Below are 18,026 nucleotides of genomic sequence, written 5' to 3'. Positions count from 1 at the left end.
AAATTATAAAGCCAACTATTTATCTTAGCGCAAATGATTCAAGATAATACAACATATAAAAACAGCATTAAAACCATATCAATTTTAGGTTGTGGCTGGTTCGGGCTAGCCTTGGCCAAAAAACTCATCGCGTTAAATTATACCGTTAAGGGCTCAACCACAAGTGAGGAAAAGTTAGCAATACTTCATGCAGAAAAAATACAGCCGTTTTTAGTCAATTTTACGATAGAATCGGTTGTGGCAGATCCGGCATTTTTTGAGGTCGATGCTTTATTTATCTGCATTCCGCCAAAGCGTAATTCTGTTGAGCTACAAGATTATCCCCAAAAGATCAATTCAATTTTAGAAACTGCTAAAGATAGATCAAAACATGTGGTACTCATCAGTTCGACCAGTGTTTACGCTGATGAAAATAAAACAGTAAATGAAACCAGCGAAACCAATCCCGATACTGATTCAGGAAGAGTTGTTTTAGCTGCAGAAATTCTATTTAAGGAACTATTTCCCGAAAACTGCACAGTGATTCGCTTTGCAGGCTTAATTGGCCCTGACCGTAACCCAGGGAGATTCTTTGCGGGAAAAAGTAATGTACCGAATGGCTTGGCTCCTGTAAACTTGATCCATCAAACAGATGCTGTTGGCATTGCGGTTAAACTTTTAGAAAAACAGGCATTCGGCAAAACGTACAATGCCTGCTCGCCAAACCATCCTGCAAAAATGGATTTTTATATCAACGCGGCTAAAGCCACAGGACTTGCAGCACCTGATTTTATTGCGGAAAAGAAAAATTGGAAAATTGTAGAGAGTGTTAATGTACCTGCGTTTTTGGATTATGCGTTTGAAGAAGGGATTTAGATGATTGACTTATTGTGCGTTGCATTTGTAAGTCGCATCGTCATTCCCAACCCTATAGCTATCGGGTTGATTGGGAAGCGTAATGCCATAAGCTTTAAGATTCCCACCTGCGTGGGAATGACGACGTCTCCACGAACCAAAACTAGATTCATCAGCATTGTCCTTCGACAGGCTCAGGATGACAACATGGATGAATTTAACTCAACAACCCCAACAATTCTTTCTTAGTGAGATTTTTAAACAAACTTCCATCTGTCTGGATCAGATCCTTAACCAGATCCTTTTTCGTGGCCTGAAGCTTCATAATTTTTTCTTCAATGGTATCGGGGCAGATTAAACGCACGGCCATTACATTTTTATGCTGGCCAATCCGATACGCCCTATCTATTGCCTGGTTTTCTACCGCAGGGTTCCACCAAGGGTCTACCAGGTAAACATAATCGGCTTCGGTTAGGTTCAATCCTGTCCCACCGGCTTTTAAACTGATCAGGAAAACTGGAATATCAGTATTTTGTTGAAAAGAGGTAACCACTTCGGCTCTTTTACGGGTTTGCCCGGTAAGGTATTCGTATTTGATGCCCCGGTTTTCCAATTGCTTTTTAATGAGATCGAGCATCGTTACAAACTGAGAAAAAACAAGAATTTTATGTTTCCCTGCCTTACTTTCAATCTGCTCCATCAAAACATCAATTTTTGAGGAAGCCTGTAAATAAGATTTTCCATCAGCCAATAACGCAGCCGAATTGCAGATCTGTCGTAGGGTGGTAATACTTTTCAGCACATGCATCGAGCTTTTAGGCAACTCATCTTCTTGTTTACCCAAAATAAAATCCTGAATTTCCTTTTTATTGGCTTCGTACACCTCGCGCTGTTCTGCTCCCATTTCGCAATACAATACTATTTCTGTTTTATCGGGAAGTTCTTTCGCTACCTGCTCTTTTGTTCTGCGGAGAATAAACGGTCTTATTTTTTTCTGGAGCTCTTCTGCCCTTCTACTATCCTTAAACTGATCGATAGGGGTTGAATATAAATCGGCAAACTGCTGTTTACTACCAAACAAACCCGGACAAGCGAAAGACAGCTGTCCATATAAATCGAAGGTATTGTTCTCAATCGGCGTTCCTGTCATGGTTACTTTATTTCTCGATTGCAACATCCGAACGGCCTTATATCGTTGCGAATCGGGGTTTTTGATCAGCTGCGATTCGTCTAAAAAGATATAGTTAAAGCGGTAATCTTTTAAGAAACGGATATCAGAGAGCAGCGTTCCGTAAGAGGTTAAAATGATTTCATAATCATCGAAAGTATCGGTGGTTTTGGTCCGTTCGCCTGCATAAATGGTTTTTACCTTTATAGACGGGGCAAATTTCTCTACTTCTGCCTTCCAGTTAAAGATTAATGAAGCAGGAACAACCACTAAGTTTGTATTGTGCTTTACTTTTTCACGCTGTGATAAAATGAAAGCTAAAACCTGAATGGTTTTACCCAATCCCATATCATCTGCCAAGCAAGAACCGAAATTAAAATCATCTAGAAAGTTGAGCCAGTTTAAACCATCTTTCTGGTAATGGCGTAATGTTGCTGTTAAACCTTTCGGCACCTCTACCTCCTGGATCGAATCTGTTCCTTCAAATTTTTGCTTGTACAGTTTCAGTTCGTTCTTTACATCCCCATCCAATAAAGCATCTTCATAAAGCTCATTGAGAGAAGCAAATTTAATTTTTGGTGTAAGAATAGCATCTTCGGTTACTTCGCCCGCACTAAAATAAGCAGCAAATTTTTCGATCCATTCATGTGGCAGTATGCCCTGCGTTCCGTCATCAAGTGTTACAAACTTGCTTTTATTCCGGATCGATTTATGCAGGTGTTTCAGCGCAACCTGTTGTTTGCCAAACTTTACCTTTACTTTAGTTTCGAACCAATCTGTCCCACTTAATACCTCGATATTAATTTTCGCCTGAAATTCGCTCAGTTTATTGTTTTTGAGCTGGTTGAAACCTAGAATATGAATGCCTTTATTGCGCCATACCTCAAAAGCTTCGAGAAACCAGGCTTCTTCCAGGAACCGTTTGCGGTGCAAGTAAAAAGAATCGTTGGTTTCCTGATCGTAGAAATAAGGATGCTGTTTCAACACGTTTCCGATAAACTGCAACTCGGCATTTTCGTCACGATGTAAGGTAAAGAGATTACCGAGTTTATCCTGCGCCTGGATCTGCTTTTTAGACAGAACAGGTATTTCTAAGTTTCCGTAGCGCATTACCGGCGTAAGGAGAATATATTCTTCAGATTCTGACAGGTAAATCAGTTGCTCATTTTCGAGATCAAAACCTTTTTCTTCGATCTGACTTTTGGTTGCAGGTTTTAAATAAGAATAATCGACATGGATACTTCCCTCTAAAGGCACTAAAATAACTTTTTGAAACTCGTGATATTTTGTTTTATGCAGGATTAATCTGTTGCTCTGCTTTTTGAAAAACCCGATTACACGTAAAAAATCAAGCCTGCCGATCAAATAAAGCTGATCTTTAAGTTTAACAAAATACTGGTGTACCAATACCAGGTTGTCCAGTTCGTATGATTTCCCTTCGATAATCAGCCGACCTGTAATTTCGTAATAATCATCGCGTTGGTTTACAGAAAGACGCAGGTCTACTTCCAACAAATGTACATCAACCGCGGTAATGGTCGAAGCTTGAATAGCCCCAGACTGTTTACTATCCTGCAGGTAAAAAGAAATTTGTTGAGGATTTTTTACAATCGCTTTTAAAGCTTCTACCTCAGCTTCGCTTTGATCGCTATTGTAATTTTGCTGAAAAGTGGTAATGCCACTATAAAACTTTACCTGATCATTATCATTTGTTTTAAAGAGTAAATCGCTCGGATTAATTCCCTTTATCGGGTTTTTAACCTTGCCATTTTTAGTGGTTTCGGCTTCGAATAATTCTACTGTTAAGTTGTTGTAATAGCGGTGTTGCCCAAAAACAAGGATCATTTTACCCCGATCGTTTTTAGCCTGTAATTTTGTTTTGGGTTTAGTTCCTGGCAGTAAAAGTTCCTGCAGATTTTGCTGGGCCTCTTTATTGAATGGCTGGAGGGCCTCCATTTTTGGACGAATATCTAGCTGACTATTTTCGTATTTCAGGTTAAAAAGAAGATCAAGATTTTCTTCTTTTTCCAATCCATAATCGATCGCAATTTTAGCAAGCTTTTGCTTCCGCAAGTTGCTGTTAAAAAAAATGAGCAGATCCTGACGTTGAAGAATATTATACAAGACCCTAGCCTGATGCTCACACAATTTATGCTTCGGCGTAGCGCATCGGCAGGAAAGTTTTACTGAGTTTTCATTCTGCTGCACCTGAACAATTGGAAAAGGCAATCCTGAGGCCTCATCGCTAAAGGATGCAAAATCGATTTCAATCTGCTCTGGAAAAAGTTGGTAAAAGCCTTTAACATCCGTATGGAACAGTCCGCTTAAATGTTTGAGGATAACAATCTGGCTCAGATTTTTCAGGTTAAAATCCTTTAAAATATAATCGTAAGGATTTTGTTCTGATACTAGATGCGCGGTTGTCTGTTCACTCATTTAAACTAAATAGCTAATTGCTAAAAGTAATCATTAATAAGTTTTAGCTAAAACTCCATTTTGGATTTTTATGCACAATTAATTAATAGAATCGTTTTCGAGGAAAAATTTATTCCATAAAAACCCATATAAATGACAGTGGGATTTTAGTGAATTAATAGGCTGCGAGGAGTCGTCATTGCGAGAAGGCTTTTTCAGCCGACGAAGCAATCTTACAACGATCGCTACTAGCGTGCGCATTAAGATTGCTTCGTGCCTCGCAATGACGACCCTTTTTATTTAAATCTGTAGATGGTAGCGGAGTGCAACGCAGTCGAGAAATCTGTCTAGATAGAGCTCTCTCCCGAAAGTTCTGTACTGCGCTTCAGTCGAGATGACGAACTAACCACGTACTAAAGCGACTTACGTAGGTTCAGATAAAAAGGCACAGCTATTTTCTCCGTTTTTCCATTGAGAATAAATCCGGCGGCTTGAGCGCCCAATGCGCTAAAATCGGTCGAGATTGTAGTAATCCCATCCAAAATAATCCTTTTTAAGGGCGTTTCGTTATAAGAAATTACGCCAACATCTTTTCCGATCTTAAGTTTTTGCGCAATTAAACGTTCAATGAGCATCACCAGATCATCTTCCATCAGGTTGATATATACCTCGCCTGGATTAATTTCTTCATCTTTAATGTTGTGGATTACCTTATGATCGAAAGCATATTGCTGGCAGAACCTGTAAAAACCAGTTAATATTTCGTGCGGAAAATAGCTGTTTTTTGGAAAAATAATTTTTAGCGTGCGGTAGTTTGAAAGCCGATCTAAAGCCTGCTCTAAAGCAGCGTAAATATCTTGCGCAAAGTTTTCGTAAGCCGCAGCATAATCTCCTGTTACCCCGGGTAAAAGTTTATCGAGGATAACGAGTTTTTCTTTTGGGATGGTATTGATAATTTCGTGTGCATTTTCACCCCCTTCTAAAAAATGTGGAATAATCACAAAGTGCGAATAGTCATCGCGTTTGGTGAGGATCATCTTTTTAAAAAGTGCAAAATCGTTGTTGTAGATATAAAAATCAATCGCAGCATGCTCGCCCAGGGTTTTGGTAAAGGAATCGTAAATGATCTTTTTGTGCGTACTGAGCTTATTAAAAAGCAGACAGACCTTTAGTTTACGTGAAAAATCGGTATTGATAATGAAATAACCTTTGCCCGGTACAGAATCTACCACCCCCAGTTTACGAAGGTTACGGTAACCTTTTTCGGCGGTATCTCTCGACATTTCCAAACTGAAGCTAAGCTCATTAATAGACGGCAATAAGCTATTTTTCAGAAGTTTACCACTTTCAATTGCGGCCAAAATAGCATTCGTTAACTGCTTGTATTTTGGCGTCGACGAATACTCGTCGACGTTAATGTAGGGGATTAAATCTTCTGGTTTCAAAATGGTTATCTTAGTCTAGGGATTTCGAATATAAGGAAATTCCTAAAAATCTAGTGTACGTTGTATGGCAGAATAGTATTTTAACTGGATCATATCCGTTGGTGCAGGGTTTTCGTTCCAGGCATCGTTTATTGCCAGCGCTGTACCGATTGCCGTAGCCTGCGAAACTGAAGAGGCATAAACCTCAATATCTGGAATAGAGGTAGCCAACAGATGCATGTAAATTGCATTTTTACCGAAGCCTCCATCTACAAAAATTCTTTTCACGCCTGCATTTAAAATTAGCTTTAATGAATAAATCTGCTGTTTAATCAGGTCGAAAATCAATTGGTGATAGGCTTCCTCTGCCGTTTGAAAGAGGTTCAGATCACGCGCAGGAAAGGCAGAACTTGCCGAAAAGCCCTGTTGCTCCTGTTGGTTTTCAGGGATTTTATTGGCCAGTTTCAAAATCATTGAAGGGTTAAACTTCAAATGTTTAAACAGATATGCCGCCCGATCAAAATGTTCTGCTATCCGTTTAAGTTGCACTTCATGTTCGTAACCCGCAAAAATACGTGAAGCCTTAACTGCCTTACCTTTAAAATGCATGTAACACAGGCAATCCTGTTTAAGTTCATTGGCGGTTAAAGGTTCCTGGTTAAAAGGGTTTAAACTGATACACCAGGTTCCTGTTGAAATGAGTACAAACGGTGTATTAAAATTGGCCAGATAGGGAATCAGCGCTGCAGAACTATCGTGCAGGCCAACACCAACCTTTACGCTGCTCCCTTCGAAATCAGTTTTTAGGCTGGAATCTGCAGGCGTGAATGCACCAAATTTCTCATTGATTTTTTCGGTAGTAACCCAGTTATGGTATTCACTTTTATTGAAATCCCAAAGCTGGGTATGGCAGCCTATACTGGTAATATCGGCCACGGCCTTACCCGTAATTAAATAACTTAAATATTGAGGCAGGTGTAAAGCCCACTTCACTTTTTTAAATATTTCAGGCTTTTCGTGCTTCAGGCGATACAATTGCATCCCCGAATTTAAACTGCCCAAAATTGGTGAGGCCGTTTCTAACGAAATCTTCTCCTCACCCCCATATTTTGCATAAAAAGCTTTTTTAAGCTCCTCCGGGTATTCTTTTAAATAGTTATAAAGCGGTGTTAGCGGATTGCCATTTTCATCGAGATAAACAAAACTGGCACCATAAGTAGAAAAATTTATGGCCCTAACATCAAACTCTTTCAACTGCAAAACCTGATGCAGCGAATCGTACACTGATGAACGCAGACTTTCGAGATTTTCGCATGGTTCGCCATCTTCATCAACTGTTTCTACAAAACGTGCTGACCGCTCGTAAACAATACTGTAGTTTTCGTCGATCAGAAACAGTTTTTTATTCGTTTTTCCAACATCAAATATGGCAATAACAGGTTTAGGCATTTTCTATTTCTCTATTTACAAACCTGTGGCAACAGTATTTCCGCGGTGATTAACTAACTTATTTCTAACTTCTAAACCGCGGTAAAGGGCGATCGGTGATAAGGCTGCTCCAGCTCTCAATCTGGCTTCGGCTACTAAAGCCCTTAAATCGCTACGAAAAGTATGCTGTAAAATTTCCTGTGCTTTTGCTACATCGTTGTTGTTCTGCGCTTCGTTTAACGCTTTTCTATCAACCAATAAGGCTTGTGCATAGGCAATCATAATCGCTTCCACCGATTGTAATAAATCTTCTAAGGGATCTTTCACATTATGCGAAGCATCTATCATCCAACCTAAATCTTTTGCATGGTTCATACCTTTTGCATCCATGCCTTCTACCAGCTCGTTAAAAATCAAAAACAATTGGTAAGGTTTAATGCTTCCAGCAGTTAAATCATCATCACCATATTTTGAATCGTTGAAGTGGAAACCACCCAATTTTCCTTCCATTAACAATAAAGCAACAATCTGCTCGATGTTTGCATTAGGCAAATGGTGGCCCAAATCGACCAGGGTATAAGCTTTTTTACCCAGTTTACTTGCGTAAAGCAATGATTGTCCCCAATCGCCAACCGTAGTTGAATAAAAGTTAGGTTCGAATGCTTTGTACTCCACAAACATTTTCCAATCTTCTGGCAAAGCTGAATAGATTTCCTGAAGGCTTTCTAAAGTATTTTCGAAAGCTTTGCGAAAATTAAGCTGTCCGGGGAAACAAGAACCATCGGCAAGCCAAACAGTTAAAGCATCAGATCCCAGTGCGATACCGTGTTTAATTACCTCGATATTATGATCAATTGCCTGCTTGCGGATGTCTTTATTTACATTCTGCAATGAACCAAATTTATAGCTATGTGCAGAACCTGCCTGATCTTGAAAGGTATTCGAGTTCATGGCATCGAATTTTAAACCATAACTAGATGCTAGCGTTTTTAAAGCTTCTGCATTTTGCGGGATATCCCATGGAATGTGAAGTGAAATTGCACCACTTGCACCGTTTAAAGCATGAAGCAGACCAACATCTTCAATTTTTTCTTCAATGGTACGCGGCTCTCCACCGGTAATGGCAAAACGGCCAAAACGTGTTCCACCTGTGCCCAATGCCCAACTCGGAATCGCAATCTGAAAATCAACCAGTTTTTGGATTACGCTTTCCACATCAATGTGTGCCCAATCTTCTTTTAAAAAAGAAAGTTTGCGCTGATGCGATGTTAAAAGGGAGTCGTTATGTTTTTCTATTTGGTTCTGCTCGATATTCATTTGAATATTTGGTTTTGTTAGGTTAATTGTTACGGCGTTACAATCGCCGTTCAAACCAGGACGATTATTTCTTTAATATGTTTAAAAAGTTATTTGTCGGTCTGCGGGGACACAGACCGATTAAATAACTCACTAAAACTGAATTTTAAACTATTTTTATTTCTCCGTGGTCTGTGTCTCCACAGACCACCAATCTTCATTTCGGTCTGTGAGGACACGGACCGAGGATTTGGTCACTTATTATCTTACAAATGCCATGGCTACTCCGCCATCAACATTTAAAACATTTCCGGTTGATTTATGCAGCAAGCCACCTACAAAGGCGAAACAGGCATTGGCAATATCATCTGGTAATATAATCTGGTTTAACAATGTACGTTTTGCATAATAAGCCGGTAGCTCTGCAACGGTAACACCATAGGCTTTTGCACGGCCTTCAGCCCATCCACCTGCCCAGATATTGCTATCACTGATTACTGCATCTGGGTTAACCACATTTACACGGATGTTATCGGCACCCAATTCGGCAGCGTTTAACCTGCTTAAATGTAATTGAGCTGCTTTTGCACTGCCATAACCAGCATTATTGGGTCCGCTTACCAAAGCATTCTTACTTACAATATTAATGATATCGCCGCCAATATTCTGCTTTTGCATCGTATTTGTTGCAGCCTGAGTGATAAAAAACTGACCTTTTACCAAAACATCATATAATAAATCCCAATCCTTTTCGGTATGATCAGCAATGGTTTTAGAGATCGATAATCCTGCATTGTTTACAATAATATCTACCCCACCAAAAGCCAAAGCAGCCGAATCGAAAGCTTGCTTAATATCTTCTTCGCTGGTTACATTTAAAATTGCAGTGCTGTAAGAATCTTTACCATATAGGCTTGCAAATTCTTTACCCGCTTCTTCCAAACGCTCGGCATTCATGTCGTTTAAGATCACCACACCACCTTCAGCAACAAACTTTTTAGCAATCGCTTTACCAATTCCACCGGCACTACCCGTAATCAACGCAATTTTACCTGTTAAAGGTTTTGGCTTAGGCATACGCTGTAATTTTGCTTCTTCCAACAACCAATATTCGATATTAAAAGCTTCTTGATGTGGTAATGAAGTATATTCAGAAACGGCCTCAGCACCTTTCATTACGTTAATGGCGTTGGTATAGAATTCTGCAGCAACCCTAGCCGTTTGCTTATCTTTGGAGAAGGTAAACATTCCGATTCCAGGATACAAAATAACCACTGGGTTAGTATCGCGAATGGCAGGACTATTAGGATGTTTACAGGCTTCGTAATAATCTGTATACATGGCCCTATAAGCTTCAAAAGCAGGCTCAAGTGTTTCTTTTAATACCTTAACATTCGATAAGTCGACATCGCTGGCTAAAGTTAAAACTAGCGGACTGATTTTAGTTCTTAAAAAGTGATCAGGACAACTGGTTCCCATTGGAGCAAGGCGATCAAGATCATTAGAATTGATGAATTCTAAAACACGGCTATCATCGGTAAAATGACCGATCATATGTTGTTTAGAAGAGCATAAGCCACGCAATACAGGCGCTAAAGCAGCTGCTTGTTTTTTACGTTGATCCGCAACTGCACTTTCTATTTTTTGTCCGCCAAAAACAGGACCTTTTTTGCCATAATTTTGGTTGAGGTAATCAGAACAGATTTCGATCACTTCTAAAGTATTCAGGTAACTTTCGTAGGCCGTATCTCCCCAGGTAAACAAGCCGTGTGAGCCTAACATAATCCCACGGATACCCGGATTTTCATCCAAACACTGTTTTAATTGCAGGCCCAATTCGAAACCCGGTTTTTTCCATTCAACCCAACCAATTGTTCCGCCAAATAATTCTTGAGTAATTTTCTTACCATCTTTAGCCGCCGCAATTGCGATGGCCGCATCCGGGTGCAAATGATCGATATGCGCAAATGGTAGGAAACCATGCAAAGGTGTATCGATTGATGGTGCTTTAGAGCTCAAATCGAAAATGCAGTGGTTAAACAGTTCAACCATTTCATCTTCATGCTCGACACCACGATAGATGTTTTTCAGACTGCGTAAACGATCAACATATAATGCTGCAAGGCCACTTTTCTTTAAGGTACCTAAATCGCCACCTGACCCCTTTACCCACATTACTTCGGTTTCTAGGCCGGTAAGCGGATCTTTTTCCAATACTTTACACGAGGTATTTCCACCTCCATAATTGGTTAAGCGTAAATCTGCACCCAATAAATTTGAGCGATAAATTAAGAGGGCAACTTCATCACCAGCAAGTTTTGCGGCTTCCTCTTCATCCCACAAATAGCTTACGTGCTTATAACTTTTCGTATCGATTGACATTCTTATATTCTATTTAAATTTTTATTTATTAACCTTTTATTGAATTACCATAACCAACAATGAGTACCGAAATGATGATGGTTAAAATACCCGCCAAAACAGTAATCAACGTTTTTCTCGACACACCTTTCCACTCTTTTAATACCAGCCCCCATATGTTGGCGATAAGAATGATAAAGGCCATGTGCAGAATCCACGAACTGGCACCATTACCCATTTTGCTCTCGCCCATACCGTAGAAAAAGAATTGTAAGAACCAGGTGGTACCAGCCAGTGCAGAAAAAATATAGTTTTTTAACAGTGGCGTTTTTGCATTGGTATAATCGCCAAATGTTTTATTCCTTGCATTTAATACCATACACCAGATAAAATTGGTGGTTAGACCTCCCCAAAGTACAATTACATAAGTAACGTTGTTCTGGAATAAGAAATTACCTGTTTCAGCAGGATTTGCTGCTTTCCAGATGGCGTTTGCCGCATCGGCCATTGGCTTTCCGGCTTCGATACCGAAATTGAAACAGGCACTTAAAACCCCTGAAACAATCCCCACAAATAAACCAAGTCCAAATTTATATTCTGTTTTTACCTCCATACCATGTGGATCGGTAACGCCAGATTTCATTTCCTTTTCTTTCATCATACCCGCTTTACCGCAGATGATAATACCAAAAACACAGACTAAGAGCCCAAGTAATACCATACGTCCCCAATCGGTGTGTAGAAACATGGTAAAAGTATCTTTACCAGCCTGAGGGTAAAAATCAAAGTAAATAGATGGCAGGATTGAACCCAAAACCATACAAAGCCCTAAAATGATACTACTCCCTAACGATACACCCAGATAACGAACACCTAAGCCATAGGTTAAGCCACCAATGCCCCAAAGGATACCAAAAAAATAGGTTAGCCATAAAATACTACCGTTGGTACTGGTGATAATTGCTGTGAAATTTGGTATGGTTAAGAAAGCAGCAAGTGGTGGAACGATTAACCAAGAGAAGATCCCCCCAACGATCCAGTAACTTTCCCAGGCCCAGCCTTTAACTTTTTTGTATGGGATATAAAAACTTCCAGAGGCAAAACCACCGAAGAAATGAAAAATTACACCTAAAATTGCTTGCATGCTCTATTAATATATTTGGTTGCTCTAAAATAGAATATACGGTAACTTTAACTGTTATGCACTGTTATGCATGGGAAATAATCTGTTGATGGAAGATGGAATTGAATAGTCCCGAGACGGAGGTCAGAAGCTAAAGTGTAGAAACTATAAGCAAGCGTTAGTGCGTTTTCTTGTTAAAATGAGGATTTGTTTCTGCATTGATCGGCGAAATCTGCGGGCTATAGTTTTCCCGCAGATTGAAGAAGATAAGCGCAGATTATTGTTAACAGCGAGTTTCCCATGGTGTCAGATATTACTATCTGACACTTATTCAATTCTTTATCAATAAAATCCTGTATAACGGATGTCATTTCGAGAAGAGTGCAACAAAGTCGAGAAATCTATGAATTAATTAACAGAATCTTCTTAACAGATTTCTCTCCCGAAATTTCGGGACTGCGCTTCATCCGATAGCTATCGGATCGGAAATGACGATCATTTATTAATTCTCTGCACAATATCTTCAATTACATCAGTCGATCTGAGGATTTTATAATGCCCTACGTCTTCAAAAGATTTTGAACGGATTGCAGGATATTTATCTAAGAATTCTTTAAGAAATGGATATGGCGAAATATGATCGGCAGGATCGAATAACAGTAAATGATCAATTTCTGAGTTTAGTTGGTATAGATCAGTAAGGTTAAAGTGGCTGGCAGGAACGGGGAACTCTTTTGCAAAGTTGCTGAAAAATATATCCTGATCCTTTGTGCCGATGTTAACCGAATCGAGACTCTGCTCGAAGTTTTCTTTCAGTCTGATTAATGGTGCGACGCTGATGAGCAGATCGGGAGTGAGGCCGAGCTCTTGCAAAGCAATTACATTAGCCATACCGCCAAGCGAATGTCCGATCAGAACATCGGGTTGTGCATAGTTTAAAGCAATAGACTTTACCGAATCGGCATATAACATCAGGTTGGAAAATTCAGAGATTGAACTTCCGTTGCCAGGTGCATCAAAAGCAATAATTTCCAGGTTATCTATTTTTAGGAGTTCAATAATCAGCTCATAAAAGTCTAAAGCTTTTGAGGCCCAGCCATGCGTAAGTAACACTTTGCGTTTTCCATTTCCCCAGCTAAAACAGTTAATGTTTACCTCGGCATTGGTAAAATAGGTATCAAAAACCTGAAGGCTAAACTGTTTTGATGCAGCGACCAACTGTTCCTGATGCAGGCGTAATGGCATTTTGGGTGAGTAAAAAATAAACTCACGCATTAGCGCTGCATCAGGTGCTGCTTGTGTTAATTTAAGCTCATTTACAATCTGTTTTAGCCTTTTCAATTCGAGCTTATTTAGGAGTTAAACCAAATGTGATTTTAAATCAGCTGGCGAATAGTTGATCGATTTTAAAGTCTTGTCGTCAGATTTCCTAAAAACCAAAAACAGTCCGTCGATTTCTTTGTAATAAGATTCGGTCTGGTCTTTATCTAAATAAAACTGAATGGTTTGTTCTGCTTCTTCTACGGTTTTGCAGGCTTTGCTCATATTAGAGCGGTGAACTTCATCAAATAAAGTCTTAAATTTTCCACCTAAACCGAACTCGTGGATGGCACCGGCCAAAACATACTGCAGATCGCAAAGGGCATCGGCAACTTCTACCAGATCATCATTTTCTACTGCTTCCTGTAATTCTTTCAACTCTTCGGCTAAAAGCGAAATACGCAAATTGGCTCTCTGTTTTGAAGGAATAACCGGACTATCTAAAATAGGGTGTTTAAAGGTGGTATGAAATTCTGCAACCTGGTTTAGCGAATTCGTTTCTTGCATGATGATGTTTGATTTAATCTTTATGCAGCAAACTTAAAAAAAACAGCAGAAATAATGGGGAGAATTTATGCACATGGCTGGATTAATCAACCTTAATGGCCTTAACTTCTTAATGATGAAAGAAAATAAAACATTAAGATAGAAAATGGTCAATTAGAGATTAACTCCAACAATTAAACAATTTCAGCAATTTTACAAACCTCAATTAGCCAGTTTCATCGATTAACCACCTATAAAACCAGCAGCATCCAAACATTACATGCAAAATGACCAGAATTACCCAACGGTGCAGCGAGTTTTTTAAATCCTGCCTTTTCGTACATACCAATTGCCCTCGTAAGTTCGGGAAACGACTCTAAATAAACATCATTATAACCAAAGTGCTGTGCCGATTCGATACTTTTCTCCATGAGTATTTTGCCAATGCCTTTTCCGCGCGAAGATGCTGAAGTGTACAATTTAACTAGCTCAACACAACCATCGGGCAAGCCTTCGGTTGGATAAATACCACAGCCGCCAACAATAATCCCATCCTCTTCGGCTAACCAATAGGCCGATTGAGGATGGTCGAAAACTGTAGATAGGTCATCGGTTGTAGGATCGGTATAAACAGTGCCCGGCTTATCTATTTTAAATTCTCTTAAAATCGTCCTGATCATTGAAGCAGTAGCAGCATTATCTTGCGCAGTTATCTTCCTGATGGTAATAGCCATGTATTTTATTTTTTGTAAAGTTAATAACTTGGGGCAATTGTTTAAATCGGCTAACCGATTAATTGAGTCAATTATTGAGATTGACCTGTAGTTAAAAGGGTAACCCGATTTTTAAGCAGCTTCTTCTGAAATAGATTTATTATTTTGGCGTTATGTTTGCAGTACATAAATATCCAAATTCTTGGGTATTTATGCTATTACTTAACACATACAAAATGAAACAAAGATTATTAATATGCCTTTTAACTGTTAGCCTTTTCGGCTGCGGAATAAACAGGCAGGCACAGCAGATAAAGGCGCTGGAAGACTGTACTTATAAAATTACAGGTGTACAGCAGGTATCGATTGCAGGCACAGATGTTAAAAAGTTAATGGACCAGCAAAGCTTTAGCTTAACCAGTTTACCTGGGGTTGCATTGGGTTTATTGAGAAAAGACATTCCTTTAAGAGCCAATCTGAATTTAGAAATAACCAATCCATCGAGCAGTTTAGCAGCCATTAACCAGTTCGAATATAAAATTTTGGTCAATAATACCGATTTGGCAGAAGGCATTGTTAATCAAAATGTAAGCATCGCACAAGGTCAAACAGTTACTGTTCCTGTGCAGCTGGTAAGCAACATTTATGGATTAGTATCTAATGGAAATGTTTTTAATGATATTATCAAGGCTGCTCAGAAAGGATCATCTTCAAAAGATGAAAAGCTAGGTTTATTAACCATTAAAATAAAGCCAACCTTTATGCTAGGCAATACACCTGTTAAATATCCTGGTTACATTACCATTAACAAAGATATCAGCAGTAAAATCTTATTGTAAATACCACCACAATAAAATGCCCGCTTAACCTTTTTGTTAAGTGGGCATTTTTATTAAAAAGCACTATTAAAATCTTTTATCAGGTGTCATAACCATCCCCTTAAATCCTTTTGGATCTAACTTTTCATCTACTGCCCTTAGTTCTGCTACCGATAGTTTTGATGGCATTACTGTTGCGGTTGCACTTAAGCTAGCTGTTTTTGCAGCTGTTGTTACAAAATTCCCGTTTTTGGCATACAATAATGCATAGGCCAACAAAGTCTCTGTTTCATCTCCCCACGCTTTGGTTAAATCTTCTGCTGATTCTTTATCAACCGTCAGGCCAGAATAGTAGCCACCAACGCCAAGTTTATTTTTAGTTTCAAATTCTGGAATATACATATCAACCTTATCTATCCTGATCGGGAAAAAGCCAACAGGTTTACCATAAGTTGTTCTTCCAATAAGCTTTACATCCACTACTGGTTTTAAGCTATTAATGGTTAACTCGCTTGCCGAGGCTGTCGATCCAGTTACAATAAAATATATCCGGTTTAAAGATAATGAGCCAGACTTTGCAAATTTCTCTATATTATCTGCAGCTGTAGGCGAATAATTCAAATCTGCATAAGTGGCGTACTTTCCATTTACACCCGTGGTAAAGGTCTGTAATTTACCCGCATCATCTAATAGTGGCTGGTGTGCTAAAATAGAGGCTTTGCGCTGAGCGGTAGTGATCGACTGTAGATAGTTATTGTAATAAGAAGTAAACATCGTATTACCTGTTTCTCCTGCTGGTGCTGCTAAATTAATAATCTCGGTAGCTGTTGAAACATAACCACCGCCGTTATAGCGTAAATCAATAACCAATTCACTTACCCCCTGAGTTGCGAAATTAGAAAAAACTGTATTTATTGCTGCAGAGGCATTATTGGTAAAACTATTAAATACAATGTAACCGATTTTTTTTGTACCAACCGTATAAACATTGGTAAACAATATTGGATTAACGGTATATAAGCTGCTAGATATAACAGCCGTTTTCGGATTGCCACCAATATCATTGAAGGCCAAAGTCACAGTTGCATTTGTCCCAAAAATGGCATTATTTAAAAAATTAACTGCACCAGGATAGGTCAGATCTGTTCTTCCATTTACACTGGTTATCCTACAGCCACGTGTTAAACCCTGCAATGCTGCCGGTGAGTTAGGATAAACATATTTTACTCTTAGATCTGTATTGTTATTATATTGAACAGAAAAACCGTAATCATTGGCCGAGCCATTTACATCTGCTTTAAGCGCTCCTGTTTTACCTGTTGTAGCTGCCGTATAGTCGAAGAACGAATATTTAGGCTCGCCAGAATTACTTACAAATTCATATGGTCTTCCTGTTGTCGGATCCAAAGAATATTGTGTCATGGCATATAGCTCAGCTTCATTTGAACTAAATCCACGTGGATTAAACACCTCATAAGTTGGCAGCGAAGTATTCCAATAATAAAGTTCTTTACCGTATAAAAAAATAGAATCTTTAGTCAATTCATCCCGCGTTCCGGTAGGCGTTGTAACAACTGGTGGGGTTACAGGCTCATCAGGCACAGCACTGCTCTTTTTACAGCCAGCAATGAGCCCAAAGCTTAAAAAACCTAGCACAGCCAGGTAAAGGAATCTCTTATTTCTCATGGAAATTATGGTAACATTATATTTTATATACGTACTGGGCAATAGTTAAGTTGTTCGGAAAGAAACTTTTGTTTACCAACAAACTAAATTTAATTCAAAATATTGTACTCTCGAGCATATGTATCGGTGAATTACATAAATCTACCGATTAAATTACTTTTCACTGAGATATTTATTAAATTTAAAAGATATGCTAACCAGCGTTAGTCCTTATGCCCCCACAAATTGTCGCCTTTGCACCGCTTAAGTCAATCAAATCCTCTGCAAATTTGTTATATAAATTATCTGATTTAAAAATCTAATAACCATGGAAAAGATTGAATTTAAAACCACAATTAACGCCACAGCAGAAAAAGTTTGGGATGCTCTTTTTGGCGTAGAAAACTACCCCAAGTGGACAGCTGCTTTTATGGAAGGATCGCGTGTAGAAACCGATTGGAAAAAAGGAAGCAAGGCCCTGTTTCTAGGTGATAATGGAGATGGAATGGTAGCTGTGATTCAAGACAATATCCCTAATCGGTACATGTCTATCAAACACCTGGGCGAAATAAAAGATGGCAAGGAAGACTTCAGCGGGGATTGGGGTGAGACACTCGAGAATTACACACTCAATGAAAGAGAGGGTAAAACGGAACTACTCATCGATATGGGTATTAACGATGAATGGAGAGATTATTTCGAAAAAACCTGGCCGAAAGCGCTAGATAAGGTTAAGGAAATCGCCGAGAAACAAAACCATCATGTAGAAACATAAAATGAATGGGCCTCTTATAAAACGGAGGCTTTTTTGTAAAAGAATTATTAGATCAAAATTCATACCAGATCTGGTACAAACGACAGTCAAAACATAGAAATAATACCCGAATGGGTATAAAATTGACTGTAAAATTTCACAAGAATGCCTCAATCTCGAACCATTCCTCTGACTTACCCTTGGTGGTAGACTCAGACTAA

General features: G+C 39.1%; 13 protein-coding genes. 3 read left to right on the top strand and 10 right to left on the bottom strand.

Annotation, left to right across the window (positions count from 1 at the left end; genetic code table 11):
- Window positions 1-33: 33 nt before the first annotated feature.
- On the top strand, window positions 34-855 hold the full coding sequence (locus EZ456_RS02830; protein ID WP_131527136.1) for an SDR family oxidoreductase: 822 nt from the start codon (window positions 34-36) through the stop codon (window positions 853-855).
- Between the two features lie 196 nt (window positions 856-1,051).
- On the opposite strand, the gene EZ456_RS02825 is transcribed toward EZ456_RS02830, so the two are convergent.
- The 9 genes from EZ456_RS02825 to EZ456_RS02785 form a co-directional block, all read right to left on the bottom strand.
- Window positions 1,052-4,438 carry a DEAD/DEAH box helicase gene (locus EZ456_RS02825; protein WP_131527135.1) on the bottom strand — a complete coding sequence of 1,129 codons (3,387 nt, stop codon included), beginning with the start codon at window positions 4,436-4,438 and terminating at the stop codon, window positions 1,052-1,054.
- A gap of 392 nt (window positions 4,439-4,830) precedes the next feature.
- Window positions 4,831-5,862 (bottom strand): GntR family transcriptional regulator, encoded by a 1,032-nt coding sequence (locus tag EZ456_RS02820; RefSeq protein WP_131527133.1) that lies wholly within the window; start codon window positions 5,860-5,862, stop codon window positions 4,831-4,833.
- 42 nt (window positions 5,863-5,904) lie between these two features.
- Window positions 5,905-7,290, bottom strand: coding sequence for an FGGY-family carbohydrate kinase (locus tag EZ456_RS02815; RefSeq protein WP_131527131.1), 1,386 nt, complete (start codon window positions 7,288-7,290; stop codon window positions 5,905-5,907).
- A 15-nt stretch (window positions 7,291-7,305) separates the two neighbouring features.
- Window positions 7,306-8,586 carry a sugar isomerase gene (locus tag EZ456_RS02810; RefSeq protein WP_131527129.1) on the bottom strand — a complete coding sequence of 427 codons (1,281 nt, stop codon included), beginning with the start codon at window positions 8,584-8,586 and terminating at the stop codon, window positions 7,306-7,308.
- A gap of 240 nt (window positions 8,587-8,826) precedes the next feature.
- Window positions 8,827-10,947: a bifunctional aldolase/short-chain dehydrogenase gene (locus tag EZ456_RS02805; protein ID WP_131527127.1), complete on the bottom strand. Its 2,121-nt coding sequence runs from the start codon at window positions 10,945-10,947 to the stop codon at window positions 8,827-8,829.
- Window positions 10,948-10,975: 28 nt separating this feature from the next.
- The gene (gene rhaT / locus EZ456_RS02800; protein WP_131527126.1) at window positions 10,976-12,070 is read right to left on the bottom strand and encodes an L-rhamnose/proton symporter RhaT; all 1,095 of its coding nucleotides are present in this window, start codon (window positions 12,068-12,070) and stop codon (window positions 10,976-10,978) included.
- Window positions 12,071-12,544: 474 nt separating this feature from the next.
- Window positions 12,545-13,390, bottom strand: coding sequence for an alpha/beta hydrolase (locus EZ456_RS02795; RefSeq protein WP_131527124.1), 846 nt, complete (start codon window positions 13,388-13,390; stop codon window positions 12,545-12,547).
- 18 nt (window positions 13,391-13,408) lie between these two features.
- Window positions 13,409-13,876 (bottom strand): pyrophosphohydrolase domain-containing protein, encoded by a 468-nt coding sequence (locus EZ456_RS02790; RefSeq protein ID WP_131527122.1) that lies wholly within the window; start codon window positions 13,874-13,876, stop codon window positions 13,409-13,411.
- Between the two features lie 230 nt (window positions 13,877-14,106).
- Window positions 14,107-14,589 carry a GNAT family N-acetyltransferase gene (locus EZ456_RS02785; protein WP_131527120.1) on the bottom strand — a complete coding sequence of 161 codons (483 nt, stop codon included), beginning with the start codon at window positions 14,587-14,589 and terminating at the stop codon, window positions 14,107-14,109.
- 215 nt (window positions 14,590-14,804) lie between these two features.
- On the opposite strand from EZ456_RS02785, the gene EZ456_RS02780 reads away from it, so the two are divergent.
- Window positions 14,805-15,407: a Rossmann-fold NAD(P)-binding domain-containing protein gene (locus EZ456_RS02780; protein WP_131527117.1), complete on the top strand. Its 603-nt coding sequence runs from the start codon at window positions 14,805-14,807 to the stop codon at window positions 15,405-15,407.
- A 66-nt stretch (window positions 15,408-15,473) separates the two neighbouring features.
- Here the strand turns inward: EZ456_RS02780 and EZ456_RS02775 are convergent, their stop codons facing one another.
- Window positions 15,474-17,072, bottom strand: coding sequence for a S41 family peptidase (locus tag EZ456_RS02775; RefSeq protein ID WP_131527115.1), 1,599 nt, complete (start codon window positions 17,070-17,072; stop codon window positions 15,474-15,476).
- A gap of 307 nt (window positions 17,073-17,379) precedes the next feature.
- On the opposite strand from EZ456_RS02775, the gene EZ456_RS02770 reads away from it, so the two are divergent.
- The gene (locus EZ456_RS02770) at window positions 17,380-17,826 is read left to right on the top strand and encodes an SRPBCC family protein (protein ID WP_131527113.1); all 447 of its coding nucleotides are present in this window, start codon (window positions 17,380-17,382) and stop codon (window positions 17,824-17,826) included.
- The last annotated feature ends 200 nt before the right edge of the window (window positions 17,827-18,026 follow it).

This window comes from Pedobacter psychrodurus, from assembly GCF_004331735.1.
Classification (GTDB): domain Bacteria; phylum Bacteroidota; class Bacteroidia; order Sphingobacteriales; family Sphingobacteriaceae; genus Pedobacter; species Pedobacter psychrodurus.
The sequence above is the reverse complement of the archived record's forward strand: the minus strand, read 5'-3'. Positions and strand labels throughout refer to the sequence as shown.

Excerpts from the sequence above, each read along its gene's own strand:
- EZ456_RS02805 (WP_131527127.1), bottom strand. The coding sequence starts at position 10,947 with ATGTCAATCGATACGAAAAGTTATAAGCACGTAAGCTATTTGTGGGAT.
- EZ456_RS02785 (WP_131527120.1), bottom strand. The coding sequence starts at position 14,589 with ATGGCTATTACCATCAGGAAGATAACTGCGCAAGATAATGCTGCTACT.
- EZ456_RS02825 (WP_131527135.1), bottom strand. The coding sequence starts at position 4,438 with ATGAGTGAACAGACAACCGCGCATCTAGTATCAGAACAAAATCCTTAC.
- EZ456_RS02775 (WP_131527115.1), bottom strand. The coding sequence starts at position 17,072 with ATGAGAAATAAGAGATTCCTTTACCTGGCTGTGCTAGGTTTTTTAAGC.
- EZ456_RS02830 (WP_131527136.1), top strand. The coding sequence starts at position 34 with ATGATTCAAGATAATACAACATATAAAAACAGCATTAAAACCATATCA.
- EZ456_RS02770 (WP_131527113.1), top strand. The coding sequence starts at position 17,380 with ATGGAAAAGATTGAATTTAAAACCACAATTAACGCCACAGCAGAAAAA.
- rhaT (WP_131527126.1), bottom strand. The coding sequence starts at position 12,070 with ATGCAAGCAATTTTAGGTGTAATTTTTCATTTCTTCGGTGGTTTTGCC.
- EZ456_RS02790 (WP_131527122.1), bottom strand. The coding sequence starts at position 13,876 with ATGCAAGAAACGAATTCGCTAAACCAGGTTGCAGAATTTCATACCACC.
- EZ456_RS02810 (WP_131527129.1), bottom strand. The coding sequence starts at position 8,586 with ATGAATATCGAGCAGAACCAAATAGAAAAACATAACGACTCCCTTTTA.
- EZ456_RS02815 (WP_131527131.1), bottom strand. The coding sequence starts at position 7,290 with ATGCCTAAACCTGTTATTGCCATATTTGATGTTGGAAAAACGAATAAA.
- EZ456_RS02780 (WP_131527117.1), top strand. The coding sequence starts at position 14,805 with ATGAAACAAAGATTATTAATATGCCTTTTAACTGTTAGCCTTTTCGGC.